The organism is Amycolatopsis sp. WAC 01416, assembly GCF_003947485.1.
In the GTDB taxonomy this organism is placed as follows: domain Bacteria; phylum Actinomycetota; class Actinomycetes; order Mycobacteriales; family Pseudonocardiaceae; genus Amycolatopsis.
Genome location: NZ_QHHX01000015.1, coordinates 91,435 through 103,285, shown reverse-complemented (window position 1 = coordinate 103,285; position 11,851 = coordinate 91,435). Strand labels below are relative to the sequence as shown.

The following is an 11,851-nucleotide window of genomic DNA, read 5'->3' as shown; positions in this document are numbered from 1 at the left end:
GGATCAGACGCGGTCCGCGGCGATCAGCAGGTAGTGGAAACTGCCTTCGCGATAGGCGTCCAGGAACGGGCCCTCGATCCCGGTCGCCACCGAGGACTTCGCCCGCAGTTCCCAGTACGGGATCGTGTCCGGCGTCAGGTCCACCACCGAGATCGGCACCAGGTCGTTGGCCGTCATGGCCTTGAAGTACTGGCTGCGCGGATGGATGTTGCAGGTGTAGTGCTGGTCGATCTGCGCGACGGCCTTGGACCGGCCACCGGTCACGTCGTTGTAGCAGCCGGTGATGGTGACGTAGCGCCCGCCGAACTCGAGCTGTCGCGCGTGCTCGGCGAAGAGCTCGTGGAGGTCCACGTACATGGTGCTTTCGTTGTTCCAGATCGCCTTGCGCGAACCGGTTTCGAAGCCGGTGTCGAGCATGTTCCGGAAGTGGTAGCGCACCCGGTCGGCGACGCCCCTGATGTCCGCCTGGTGATTGGCGAACTCGACCTGCTTCTCCGAGATCGAGATCCCGTCGACGTGGCAGCCGAACCGCGCGTTGGCCATGATGCTGGACCCGCCGCGCCCGCAGCCGGCGTCGAGGAGCCGGTCGTCCGGTTTGACGTCGCCGAGGTGATCGAGCAGGACGTCCGCCTGCGCGGTCTCCAGTCGGTGCATTTCGGCGATGATCCGCTCGTCACGGGTGTTCTCGGGGCCTTCCAGCACCGACCAGTCGACCTCGCCGATCCCGTAATGGTGGTGATAGAGCCCGTCCACATCGCCAAGACGCAGGTTGACCGGGTCCTTCTCCTTGTTCCAGTACGACGCCACCGACTTCTGGTATTCGGTGCGCAGCACCTTTGCGGGAGCGGGGGTACGGGCGATGGTCACGTGTGTGGTCCTTTCTGAAGCCTTGTTGTTCGTCGTCGTGGCCGGCCGGGGCGTCAACGCGCGACCTCGACGTTTTCCAGGACGCCGAGCGCGTCGGGAACGAGCACGGCGGCGGAGTAGTAGGTGCTGACCAGGTAGTTGGCGACGGCCTGTTCGTTGATGCCCTCGAAGCGCACGTTCAGACCCGGCTCGTATTCGTCGGGAAGGCCGGTCTGGTGCAGCCCGATCACACCGTTGTCCTCCACGCCGGTCCGCATGGCGAGGATCGAGGACGTGCCGCTTTCGGTGATCGGGATCTTGTCGCAGGGCAGGATCGGCACCCCGCGCCACGCGTTGACCACCTTGCCGTCGACCGTGGTGCCTTCCGGATACAGGCTGCGGCGCGTGCATTCCCTGCCGAACGCGGCGATCGCGCGCGGATGGGCGAGGAAGAACTTCGTCTTGCGGCGACGGCTGACGAGTTCGTCCATGTCGTCCGGCGTCGGCGGGCCCGACCGGGTCTGGAACCGCGATTTGAGATCGGCGTTGTGCAGCAGCCCGAACTCGCGGTTGTTGATCAGGTCGTGTTCCTGCCGCTCCCGCAGCGCCGACACGGTCAGCCGGAGTTGCTCGTCGAACTGGTCCATCGGCCCGTTGTAGAGATCGGTCACCCGCGTGTGCACCCGCAGCGCCGTCTGCGCGACGGCCAGGTCGTACTCGCGTGGCGAGATCTCGTAGTCGGCGAAGGTGCCCGGCAGCAGCGGCTCGCCGTCGTGCCCTGACGACATCCCGATCTCGGCCTCGCCCTTGGCGTTCTGCGGCTTTCCCTTGTGCGCCAGCATGTCCTGCACGTGGCGGCGCATCGCCTCGGACCGGCCGTTGAGGTCGGCGAAGTCGTCGGCGCGCAGGGTCAGCACGATGACCGGGGTGACGGCCTTGACGGTGAACGGCCAGTTCCGGTCGATGCCGGCGAGCATTTCGTCACCGAAGTGGTCGCCATCGGCCATGCTCCCGATGGTGGCTTCGGTGCCGTACTCACCGGGCGCCACCTTGGCGACCTTGCCGTGCGCGACCAGCACGACCTCGTCGAGCGGCGAACCGTGGCTGACGATGGTCTCGCCGGGCCGGTACTCGTGCTGCACGAACCGGTCGGCGAGCGCGGTGAGGGTGTCCTCGTCGTCGAAACCGCGCAGCAGCGCCAATTCCGCGAGTTCCTGCGGGACGACCCGCACCTCGGTGCCGACGTTGGTGAAGGTCACCCGCCCGTCACCGATGGCGTAGGTCAGCCGCCGGTTGACCCGGTACGTGCCGCCGTTCGCCTCGACCCAAGGCAGCATCTTCAGCAGCCACCGCGGCGTGATGCTCTGCATCTGCGGCCGCGTCTTGGTGGTCGTCGCCAGGTTCCGCGCGGCGGCGGGGCCGAGACTGAGCCGCCGGTCGGCCTCCGGCGTCGTGGCGGTCATCCTTCGCGGCCGAGTTCGGCGGCTTCGAGGACGGCGAGCGCGTCCGGTACGAGCACGGCGGCGGAGTAGTAGGTGCTGACCAGGTAGGAGATGATCGCCTGCTCCGAGATGCCCATGAACCGGACGTTCAGCCCGGGCTCGTATTCGTCCGGCAGGCCGATCTGACGCAGGCCGACCACGCCCTGGCTCTTCTCGCCGGTGCGCATCAACAACACGGAACTCGTGCTGGTCTGGCTCACCGGGATCTTGTTGCACGGCAGGATCGGGACCCCGCGCCACGACGGCACCTTGTGCCCGCCGAGATCGGCGCCGGTCGGGTAGATGCCGCGTTTGCTGCACTCGCGGCTGAACGCGGCGATCGTGCGCGGATGCGCGAGGAAGAAGCCGGGTTCCTTCCACACCAAGGCGAGCAGGTCGTCGAAGTCGTCCGGAGTGGGCGGACCGGTGCGTGTCGCGATGCGCTGGGTGAAGTCGGCGTTGTGGAGCAGGCCGAAGTCCGAGTTGTTGATCATTTCGTACTCTTGGCGCTCGCGCAGCGCCTCGATGGTCAGCCGCAACTGCTGCTCGGTCTGGTCCATCGGCTGGTTGTAGAGGTCGGAGACGCGGCTGTGGACCCGGAGCACGGTCTGGGCGACGCTCAGTTCGTATTCGCGCGGCGAGGTCTCGTAGTCGACGAAGGTGCCAGGCAGCAGCGGCTCGCCGTCGTGTCCGGACGAGATGTCGATCTCGGCCTCGCCGAAGTCGTTGGCACGCCCGGAGTCCTGCGTCGCCTGCTCGATCTGGGCCTGCAGCGATTCGGACTGTTCCAGTACGCGCTCGAAGTCCTGGTGGGCCAAGGTGAGCACCGTGCAGGCGGTGGCCGCTTTGGCGGTGAACTCCCAGATGCCGTCGTCGGCGACGAGGGCCTGCGCGCCGAAGTAGTCGCCGTCCTTGACCACGCCGAGCGCGGTCTCGTCACCGTACGGGCCGGGGCCGGTCTTGGTGATCTTGCCGTGCGCGATCAGGAAGACCCGATCGGCCCGGTGGCCGAATTCGACGAGTACGTCGCCTGCCGCCACCTCCTGCTGTTCGAAGCGGCGGGCGAGTTCGGCGAGTACTTCTTCGTCGTCGTATCCCTTGAGCGGCTTCAGTTCTCCCAGTTCCGCCGGGATCACCCTCACCTCGGCGCCGGCCTTCGAGAAGGTCACCCGCCCGTCGCCGACCGCGTAATTGAGCCGCCGGTTGACCCGGTAGGCGCCGCCGTTCACCTGAACCCATTCGAGCATTTTCAGCAGCCAGCGGGACGAAATTCCCTGCATCTGCGGAACGGATTTGGTCGTGGTCGCCAGGTTGCGCGCGGCGGCCCGGCCCAAGCTCAGCTGCGGATTTTCCGGCCCCTGGACACCTTCGGCGGCAGTGCCCGATTCGGTGACGGTCACAGCAAGGTCCACCCTTCGATAGTCGTGCGAACAAACAAGAACCACAAGTCGCGGCGTGCCGGTCGTACCCCGAAGTGCGGCCCCGCAGGATCAACATAGCAAGGTGTTTTTCCCGCACAAGCGCACTTTCAGGTAATGCGCCAACGCCACCCGAATGCCGCTTTTCCCATTGCGCAGTAACACTTTTGCCGACGTTACTCGACACTTTAAAGCCGCCACGCAATCGGTCCACCGATTGTTCATAGGTGTTATGCGAAGCCGCGCCGGAACTCCCGGGTGTACCCGCGATGCGGCCGTTGGAGTGGACGCGCGGAACTCTTTCGGGTCGCCTCCGCGCCCGTGTTCGGCGACAACTTGACCGACAGCGACAAAACAGAGGGTCGCGTTCGGACACTCCGTCGTGTCACGGTTCAGCCCCCTTGCCGACATGTCAGCGGTGGCTGTACTGTCTTGCCTGTGCTGACATGTGAGACCCAGGGCGCAGCGCTCGCCCGGCTCGGCCGTGCCCTGGCCGACCCGAACCGCTGCCGAATCCTGGTCGCCCTGCTCGACGGAGTAAGTTATCCCGGCAGGCTGGCCGACGAGCTCGGCTTGAGCCGCTCGAACGTGTCGAACCACCTGGCCTGCCTGCGTGGCTGCGGACTGGTCGTGGCCACCTACGAGGGCAGGCAGGTCCGCTACTCGCTGGCGGACGCGCATCTGGCCCACGCACTGCGGGAACTGGTCCAGGTCGTACTCGCCGTCGACACCGCCGAGCCCTGTGTGGACGACGCCGCCCTTCAGGTGCTCCGATGAGTTCCTGCGCGGACGGGTGCTGCGCCACGAAGTCCACAGTGGACCCGGATCGTCGCGTGGTGCTGTCGCGCCGGGTCCGGCTCCTGGTCGCCGCGACGATCACCTACAACGTCATCGAGGCGGTCGTCGCCATCTCCGCGGGAACCATCGCCTCCTCGACCGCCCTGATCGGCTTCGGCCTGGACTCGATCATCGAAGTCGCGTCCGCCACTGCCGTCGCGTGGCAGTTCTCCGGCAAGGACCCCGAAGCCCGCGAACGCACCGCGCTCAAGGTCATCGCGGTGTCGTTCTTCGCGCTGGCCGCGTACGTCGCCGTCGAATCGGTACGCACCCTGTTCGGTGCCGACCACGCCGAGCACTCCCCCGTCGGCATCGTGCTGGCGGCGGTCTCGCTGCTCGTGATGCCTTTCCTGTCCTACGCCCAGCGTCGCGCCGGGCGCGAACTCGGCTCCGCGAGCGCCGTCGCCGACTCGAAGCAGACCTTGCTCTGCACCTATCTTTCCGGTGTGCTGCTCGTCGGGTTGCTGCTCAACGGCCTCTTCGGCTGGTACTGGGCCGATCCGCTGGTCGCGCTCGTCATCGCCGCGGTCGCGATCAAGGAAGGCCGCGAGGCCTGGCGCGGCGAGCACTGCTGCTGAAAGGACCGTCATGACCCGGCCCGCACGATGGAACCGTTACTGGGACGGCAAATCCCAGAACTACGACCGGGAGATGCAGTTCCTGGACCGCAAGCTCTTCGGCGATTCCCGCGCGTGGGCCTGCGGCCAGGCCACCGGCGACGTCCTCGAAGTCGCCGTCGGGACCGGCCTGAACCTGCCGCTCTACCCCGAAGGCGTCACGCTCACCGGCATCGACCTCAGTGACGGCATGCTCGCCATCGCCCGCGGCCGCGTCGAACGCCTCGGCCATCCGGTGACGCTGCGGCGGGCCGACGCGCACGACCTGCCCTTCGACGCCGATTCGTTCGACACCGTGGTCTGCACGCTCGGGCTGTGCGCCATCCCGGACGACGGCAAGGCGTTGCGGGAAATGGCCAGGGTCCTGCGGCCGGGTGGCAGGCTCATCCTGCTCGACCACATCGCGAGTTCGTCGCGTGCCGTGCGCGGTCTGCAGTGGCTCGCCGAACGGGTCACCGTGCCGATGGCGGGCGAACACTTCCTCCGGCGCCCGCTCGACAAGATCGGCGGCCTCGGCCTGGCCGTGGAGCGCCGGGAACGGTTCAAACTCGGGCTGGTGGAACGGCTCGTCGCCCGCAAATGAGCCGTGTCATCGGAATTTCATCGACGCGGTCGATCATGGTGACGTGACCTACCCTCAGCAACAGCCACCCATCTGGCAGCAGTACCCCGTCGCGCCGCCCAAGAAGGGCCCGAAGACCGGACTGATCGCCGGGATCGCGGCCGCGGCGCTCGTCGTCACCGGCGGGGCGATCGCGGTGACCGTCGCGATCACCACCGGCGGCAGCACCCCCGGTGACAGCGCCGCCGGGGGCAGCGCGCCCGAGGTCGATCCCGACCCGTTCTCCGCGCAGGCCGGAGACTGCATCTCGGCCGACGAGGACGCCGGGAGCAACGGTGCGTTCAGCGCCAGCGCCGTCCGGGTCCACTGTTCGGACAGCGCGGCCAACTACTCGGTGATGGCACAGCTTTCGTCCGGATCCGGTTCGGACTGCGCGTCCGTGCCGGGTTACGAGTACGGCAACCCCGTCGTCTACGACTTCAGGTCGGGACAGCCCAGGGAACTTTGCGTCATGCCGAAGGGCTGACGGTTTCCCAGGCCGCTTCGATCATCCGGAAGATCTCGTCGACCGCGGCCTCGGGATCGGCCGCCTCCCTGCCGATCGAATAGGCGTCGATCACGAACCGCGCGATCGTGCGACAGGCCGTCGTCGACCGGGCCAGGGCCGGATCTGCAGCGATGGCCGCCGCCAGCGATTCGGCGTGGCGCAGCCGCATCGAGTCCTCGTACTCCCGCAACGCCGGCGATTCGTCGATCATGCGCCGGATCGGAGCGGCGCCGTCCGCCGTGCAATGCCGCACCATCGCGTGGATCTCGTGGCGCACCGCGGGGATGAGCGGCTCGTGCGGGGCCCGTTCGGTGACCGCCCGTGTGAGACCTTGCTCGAAGTCCGCGTCCTGTTCGAACACCAGGGCCTCTTTCGAGGCGAAGTGGGAGAACAGCGTGGTGACGGCGACGTCCGCCTCCGCGGCCACCTCGCGGATGCCGACCGCGTCGTATCCACGTTCCAAGAAGAGCCGGAGTGCGGTGTCGGCGATCTTCTGGCGTGTCGCGGCCTTCTTGCGCTCACGACGTCCGGTCGGCACGGTCATGCGGTGACGCTATCAGATCCAAAACACTAACGGTTTCAAAACCCTAACCGTTAGTGCTACGGTCGATCGCATGAAGAAAGTGATCTTTACCGAGTTCGGTGGTCCGGAAGTTCTGCAGCTCGTCGACGCCGAGGATCCGCACGCCGGTCCCGGCCAGGTGCGCATCGCCGTGCGGGCGGCGGGAGTGAACCCTGTCGATTGGCGTGTGCGTGAGGGGCAGGTCCTCGGTGCGCATCCGACCGTGCTGCCGTCCGGTGTGGGCCTGGACGCCGCCGGCGTGGTGGACGAGGTCGGCGATGGCGTGGTCGGCGTCGAGATCGGCGACTCGGTATTCGGCGAGGGTTCGAACACCTACGCCGAGTTCGCCGTGCTGACGGCCTGGGCCGTGATGCCCGAGGGACTGACGTTCGAGGAGGCCGCCGGATATCCCTCGGTGGTCGAGACCGCGCTACGTCTCATCCGCGAAGTGGGCGTGCGACCCGGCGAGACACTGCTGGTCAGCGGTGCGTCCGGCGGGGTCGGTTCGGCGGTGCTGCAGATCGCCCACGAGCGCGGCATAGCGGTGATTGGCACGGCGGGCGCCGCGAACCAGGACTATCTGCGCGGCCTGGGCGCGGTCGCCACGACCTACGGGGAGGGCTGGGTGGAGCGGGTGCGGCGCGGCGACCGGGTCGCCGCGGCCCTCGACCTGGCCGGGTCGGGCGTGATCGCCGAACTGGTCGAGCTGACGGGCGATCCGGACAAGGTGCTCACCATCGCCGATCTCAGTGCGCCTCAGCTCGGCGTCCGGTTCTCGGGGGTGGCCGGGAGCGTGCCGGACGCACTGGCCGAAGCCGTCGACCTCATCTCGCGGGCCAAGCTGCACATCCCGGTCGAGAAGTCCTACTCACTGGCCGATGCCGCGGCGGCCCACGTCGACAGCCACGCCGGGCACACCCGCGGCCGCCGGGTCATCGTCGTCTGAGCCGGTTCAGGCGGTGGTCGAGGGAAGGACCACGACGCCGTCGTCATCGGCGTAGAGCGTGTCGCCGGGAGTGAAGGTCACTCCCCCGAAACCGACCGGGACGTCGACAGCGCCGACGCCCGCCTTGGAACTTTTGCGCGGGTTGGTGCCGAGCGCCTTCACTCCGAGCGGAAGCCCGGCGAGCTCGGCGCTGTCACGGACCGCGCCGTTGACGACCACGCCCGCCCAGCCGTTGTCCACGGCGGACTTCGCGATCATGTCGCCGGTCAGCGCGCTGTGCAGCGAGCCGCCGCCGTCGACCACCAGGACACCGCCGTCACCGGGGGTGGCCAGCAGTTTCTTGACCAGGCCGTTGTCCTCGTGGCAGGAGACCGTCCGGATCGGGCCCGAGAACGTCCGGTGCCCGCCGAACTGGCGGAACTGGGTGTCGCAGACGCGCAGCCGGTCGCCGTGTTCGTCGACAAGGTCGGCGGTGGTGAAGGAATCGATCACGCGCTGGAGTTTCTCACGTCGCCTCGGGAGAGAACACCGAGTCCAGCACGTGGGTGAGGATGGCGGCGGGGTCGGCCGCGGGCGCGACCGCCTGACGCAGGGCGAGCCCGATGCCCAGGGCGCCCAGCATCACGACGGCCTCATGGAGTGGCAGGGCGGGTTCGAGGCGGAGTCGTTTCGCGTGTTCGACGAGCAGAGCGACGACCTCATCGTCGTGGCGCTGCTGGATGGCGGCGACAAGGGCGGCGGTTTCGGGCTGCTGTGCCGTCGCGGCGAGCACTTCCGCGGCCGCAGCGCTCCATTTGGCGGCATCCTTGTCCACCACGTCGACAGGAGCCAGTGCCGCGATCACGTCGTCCCGGCCGGTGGCGAGGGCGAGGGTTCTCCGCAGCTCCGCGAGGTGACTTTCCGCGCCGGCTTCGATGATCGCCAGCCACAGCCCTTCCTTGCCGCCGAAGTGCTTGTAGACGGCACCTCGGGTGTACCCGGCGTCGGCCGCGATCTCCTCGACCGTCGCCGCCAGGAAGCCGCGCCGCAGGAAGACCTGCCGACCGGCCTCCAGCAAGTGTTCGTGGGTGCGCCGCTGCTGTTCGACCCGCGTCAGCCTGGTCATCGCCCGCCAATTCAGTAACAGAACGTTTCTGGATACACGATGTTACTGTATCGTCCGGTGCATGGAGTTCCTGGCACCCGTGGCCGCGTTTCTCAGCCTTCCCCTCTTCCTGGCCGGATTCGCTTGGTACGCGGCACGTGCCCGACGGGCGGGCGTCAGCCAGTCGCTGTTGGCGCCGATCGAGGAGATCTGGGACCCGATCTCGCACAAGACCAACATCGAGATCCAGATCGAGGCCGAACGGAGCCCGGAGACGCCATCGCCCGGAGACCCGCCCGAGCTGAAGTGGCGGCTCTAACCTGGGGTAAGGCAAATGTGGCTTATGGGTCGCGCGCTCTCCGGTCGGGTGCCTTACCCCTCAACAACCTCAGTAGCCGACGGTGAAATGCCGGTCCTGGCCCGGATTCTCGAGTTCGTCCACGACGGCGACGGCGAGGTCCTCCGCCGAGATCCCGGACGAACCGTCCTCCGCGGTGACGATGGTCGTCGTGCCCCGCCGATAGGCCCCGGTCCGGACACCGGGCTCCAGCATCGCGGGCGGACTGAGGTACACCCAATCGCCCGTGTGGGCCTCGCAGGCCAGGAGCTGACTCAGGCTGGCCGAGGCGATGGTCCGCCACGCCGGCGGCACGAACGCCGGATCGTCGATCACCAGCCCGCCGGACGGCGACCGCAACGGTCCGGCGCCGCCGACGACCAGGACACGCCTGCCCGCCGCGGCGTCGAGCAGGGCCGTGACCGTGGCGGCGACGGCGTCTTCCGTGCCGGGCGCGGGTCTCGTCGCGCCCACGACGGCGTCGACTCCCCCGAAAACCGCGCTCATGTGGCTGACGTCGGTGACGTCGCCGCGTACGACGTCGACGTCCGGATGCGGGGATTCCGGTGCAGTGCGGCGAAAGACGGCTGTGACGTGGTGTCCGCGCGAAACGGCCTCGGTGACGATCCGGGAGCCTGCCATTCCCGACGCTCCGACAACGGCGATCTTCATCGGACGATGCCTTCCATCTTGGTCTTCGGGGTGATCTGGCCGGCCACGATCGAGGCAAGGGCGAGGGCGAAACCGGCGAGCTGGACCGGGCCGAGCGACTGAGCGAGCAGCACGGCACCGAGCACCGCGGCGACCATCGGCGAGAGCAGGCCGAGGACCGCGACCGACGTGACCGGCAGGGACGTGATGCCGCGGAACCACAGGACGTAGGCGAGCAGGCCGCCGATCAGGCCGAGCCAGAGGTAACCGAGAGCCGCGTCCAGGTCGATGGCGGGCGGGGCGCCTTCGAACAGGAAGGTCACCGGCAGCAGGAACAACCCGCCCGCGGTGAGCTGCCACGAGGCGAACGCGGTCGGCCCGACGTCGGCCGGGCGTCCCCATCGTTTGGTGAGGGTGACGCCGAGCGCCATGGTGCCGGCGCCACCGAGTCCGGCGATGACCCCGACGAGGTCGAAACCCGCGGCGGGGCCGATCACGACCAGGCCGACACCGACGATTCCGACGATCCCCCAGGCGAACCGCCACGCGGACGGGCTCTGCCGCAGCACCGCCACGGCGAGGATCGCGACGAGGAGCGGCTGAGCGGCGCCGAGGGTGGCGGCGACCCCGCCGGGCAGCCGTTCGGCGGCGACGAACAGCAGCGGGAAGAACATCCCGATGTTGAGGACGCCGAGCGCCGCGGCCTTCAGCCACCATGTGCCGCGCGGGAGGGTGCGGGTGATGGCGAGCGCGATCAGTCCCGCGGGCAGGGCGCGCATGAGTCCGGCGAACAGCGGATGTCCTGGCGGGAGGAGTTCGGTGGTGACCACGTAGGTCGTTCCCCAGACCATGGGAGCGAAGGCGGTCAGCGCGGTACCGGCGAGACCGGCGGCGAGGGGTGTGGTCGTCAGCGTTTTCACGCTTCTCAGCTTCGACGCCGACGATCAATGAGTCCAACACATGTTTGTCACTTGATCCATCGTGATTCAAGATGGATCCATGGAGCTTCAGCAGATGCGCTACGTCCTGGCGGTGGCGGAGACGAACAGCTTCACGCGCGCCGCGGAACGCTGTCTGGTCGTGCAGTCGGCGCTGAGTCACCAGATCGCGCGGCTGGAGCGTGAACTCGGCGCGCGGCTGTTCGAGCGCACGAGCCGCCGAGTGCGGCTGACCGCAGCGGGCGAAGCTTTCCTGCCCGCTGCCCGGCAATGTCTCGAGGCCGCCGAACGGGCCGGTTCGGAGGTCGCCGCGGCCGTCGGCGAGATCCGCGGACGACTCACCGTCGGCGTCATCCCGACCGTCGCGGCGGTCGACGTCCCGGCGGCGCTGCACACCTTCCGCGGCCGGTATCCCCACGTCCGGATCGGACTGCGGGTCGGGGCGAGCGAAAAGTTGGTGGAGCAGATCAGGGACGGGGCGATCGAGGTCGCGTTCCTCGGCCTCCCGGTGTCCGACCGGCCCCAAGGCGTGGCCACCTGCGAACTGGGCCGCGACGACCTCATCGCCGTGGTGGCGCCGGGGCATCCTCTCGCCGTCGAGTCCGAAGTGGACCTGAAGCGGCTTTCGACCGAGGTCTTCGTCGATTTCCCCGCCGGATCGGCGGGACGGGCCCAGACGGATCAGGCCTTCGCCGCGGCGGGGATCACGCGGGAGGTGGCCTTCGAGGTGACGGCCGCCGATTTCATGGCGCGGCTCATCCATCAGGGACTGGGTGTGGCGCTGCTGCCGTCGAAGTACGTGCCGAGCCTGACCGACGTCGTCACCGTGCCGGTGCGGGACGCGCCCGCGCGGATCGAGCACCTCGTCTGGAACCGCTCCACGGTCACTCCGGCCGCGAAAGCATTCCTGGACGTACTGGGCGTGGCGCAGGCCAACGGTGTCGAACGGGTCGTTCCGTGAAGGCCTCCTTGAGGGACCCAGAGTCCCTCAAGGAGGCCTTCACGGACCGGCGATGCGCGCCGTG

Annotated in this window: 15 protein-coding genes; 7 read left to right on the top strand and 8 right to left on the bottom strand. The window is 68.3% G+C overall.

The window, feature by feature from the left end:
• Positions 1 to 3 precede the first annotated feature (3 nt).
• From DL990_RS38630 to DL990_RS38620, 3 genes are read right to left on the bottom strand one after another with little or no spacing between them, the layout of a single operon-like run.
• Positions 4 to 867 carry a geranyl diphosphate 2-C-methyltransferase gene (locus DL990_RS38630; RefSeq protein ID WP_125787649.1) on the bottom strand — a complete coding sequence of 288 codons (864 nt, stop codon included), beginning with the start codon at positions 865 to 867 and terminating at the stop codon, positions 4 to 6.
• Between the two features lie 53 nt (positions 868 to 920).
• Positions 921 to 2,309 (bottom strand): family 2B encapsulin nanocompartment shell protein, encoded by a 1,389-nt coding sequence (locus DL990_RS38625; RefSeq protein WP_125801638.1) that lies wholly within the window; start codon positions 2,307 to 2,309, stop codon positions 921 to 923.
• Positions 2,306 to 3,727: a family 2B encapsulin nanocompartment shell protein gene (locus DL990_RS38620; RefSeq protein WP_125801637.1), complete on the bottom strand. Its 1,422-nt coding sequence runs from the start codon at positions 3,725 to 3,727 to the stop codon at positions 2,306 to 2,308. Before DL990_RS38620 ends, DL990_RS38625 begins: the two co-directional genes overlap by 4 nt.
• 456 nt (positions 3,728 to 4,183) lie before the next feature.
• Here DL990_RS38620 and DL990_RS38615 point away from each other — a divergent pair, with 456 nt between their 5' ends.
• From DL990_RS38615 to DL990_RS38600, 4 genes are read left to right on the top strand one after another with little or no spacing between them, the layout of a single operon-like run.
• Complete coding sequence (locus DL990_RS38615; RefSeq protein WP_125801636.1) at positions 4,184 to 4,522, top strand: helix-turn-helix transcriptional regulator; 339 nt, start codon at positions 4,184 to 4,186, stop codon at positions 4,520 to 4,522.
• A complete protein-coding gene (locus DL990_RS38610; RefSeq protein ID WP_125801635.1) occupies positions 4,519 to 5,160 on the top strand; it encodes a cation transporter in 642 nt (213 codons plus the stop codon). The genes DL990_RS38615 and DL990_RS38610 overlap by 4 nt, the downstream gene beginning before the upstream one ends.
• A 10-nt stretch (positions 5,161 to 5,170) precedes the next feature.
• Complete coding sequence (locus tag DL990_RS38605) at positions 5,171 to 5,782, top strand: class I SAM-dependent methyltransferase (RefSeq protein WP_125801634.1); 612 nt, start codon at positions 5,171 to 5,173, stop codon at positions 5,780 to 5,782.
• Positions 5,783 to 5,825: 43 nt separating this feature from the next.
• Complete coding sequence (locus DL990_RS38600) at positions 5,826 to 6,287, top strand: hypothetical protein (protein WP_125801633.1); 462 nt, start codon at positions 5,826 to 5,828, stop codon at positions 6,285 to 6,287.
• Here DL990_RS38600 and DL990_RS38595 read toward each other — a convergent pair.
• The gene (locus tag DL990_RS38595; RefSeq protein ID WP_125801632.1) at positions 6,271 to 6,852 is read right to left on the bottom strand and encodes a TetR/AcrR family transcriptional regulator; all 582 of its coding nucleotides are present in this window, start codon (positions 6,850 to 6,852) and stop codon (positions 6,271 to 6,273) included. The genes DL990_RS38600 and DL990_RS38595 overlap by 17 nt on opposite strands.
• A 70-nt stretch (positions 6,853 to 6,922) precedes the next feature.
• Between DL990_RS38595 and DL990_RS38590 the strand changes: the two genes are divergently transcribed.
• Positions 6,923 to 7,816 (top strand): NADP-dependent oxidoreductase, encoded by an 894-nt coding sequence (locus DL990_RS38590; RefSeq protein ID WP_125801631.1) that lies wholly within the window; start codon positions 6,923 to 6,925, stop codon positions 7,814 to 7,816.
• Between the two features lie 6 nt (positions 7,817 to 7,822).
• Here DL990_RS38590 and rraA read toward each other — a convergent pair whose 3' ends face one another.
• Positions 7,823 to 8,308, bottom strand: coding sequence for a ribonuclease E activity regulator RraA (rraA, locus tag DL990_RS38585; protein WP_125801630.1), 486 nt, complete (start codon positions 8,306 to 8,308; stop codon positions 7,823 to 7,825).
• Between the two features lie 13 nt (positions 8,309 to 8,321).
• Positions 8,322 to 8,921 (bottom strand): TetR/AcrR family transcriptional regulator, encoded by a 600-nt coding sequence (locus tag DL990_RS38580; protein WP_125801629.1) that lies wholly within the window; start codon positions 8,919 to 8,921, stop codon positions 8,322 to 8,324.
• Between the two features lie 61 nt (positions 8,922 to 8,982).
• Here DL990_RS38580 and DL990_RS38575 point away from each other — a divergent pair, with 61 nt between their 5' ends.
• Positions 8,983 to 9,219 (top strand): hypothetical protein, encoded by a 237-nt coding sequence (locus DL990_RS38575; protein ID WP_034318480.1) that lies wholly within the window; start codon positions 8,983 to 8,985, stop codon positions 9,217 to 9,219.
• Positions 9,220 to 9,288: 69 nt separating this feature from the next.
• On the opposite strand, the gene DL990_RS38570 is transcribed toward DL990_RS38575, so the two are convergent.
• Together DL990_RS38570 and DL990_RS38565 are read right to left on the bottom strand one after the other, a co-directional pair.
• Entirely contained in the window at positions 9,289 to 9,909 is a 621-nt protein-coding gene (locus DL990_RS38570; RefSeq protein WP_125801628.1) for an NAD(P)-dependent oxidoreductase, read from the bottom strand.
• Positions 9,906 to 10,808 carry an EamA family transporter gene (locus DL990_RS38565; RefSeq protein WP_125801627.1) on the bottom strand — a complete coding sequence of 301 codons (903 nt, stop codon included), beginning with the start codon at positions 10,806 to 10,808 and terminating at the stop codon, positions 9,906 to 9,908. The genes DL990_RS38570 and DL990_RS38565 overlap by 4 nt, the downstream gene beginning before the upstream one ends.
• Before the next feature lie 79 nt (positions 10,809 to 10,887).
• On the opposite strand from DL990_RS38565, the gene DL990_RS38560 reads away from it, so the two are divergent.
• Positions 10,888 to 11,787 (top strand): LysR family transcriptional regulator, encoded by a 900-nt coding sequence (locus tag DL990_RS38560; protein ID WP_125787662.1) that lies wholly within the window; start codon positions 10,888 to 10,890, stop codon positions 11,785 to 11,787.
• The last annotated feature ends 64 nt before the right edge of the window (positions 11,788 to 11,851 follow it).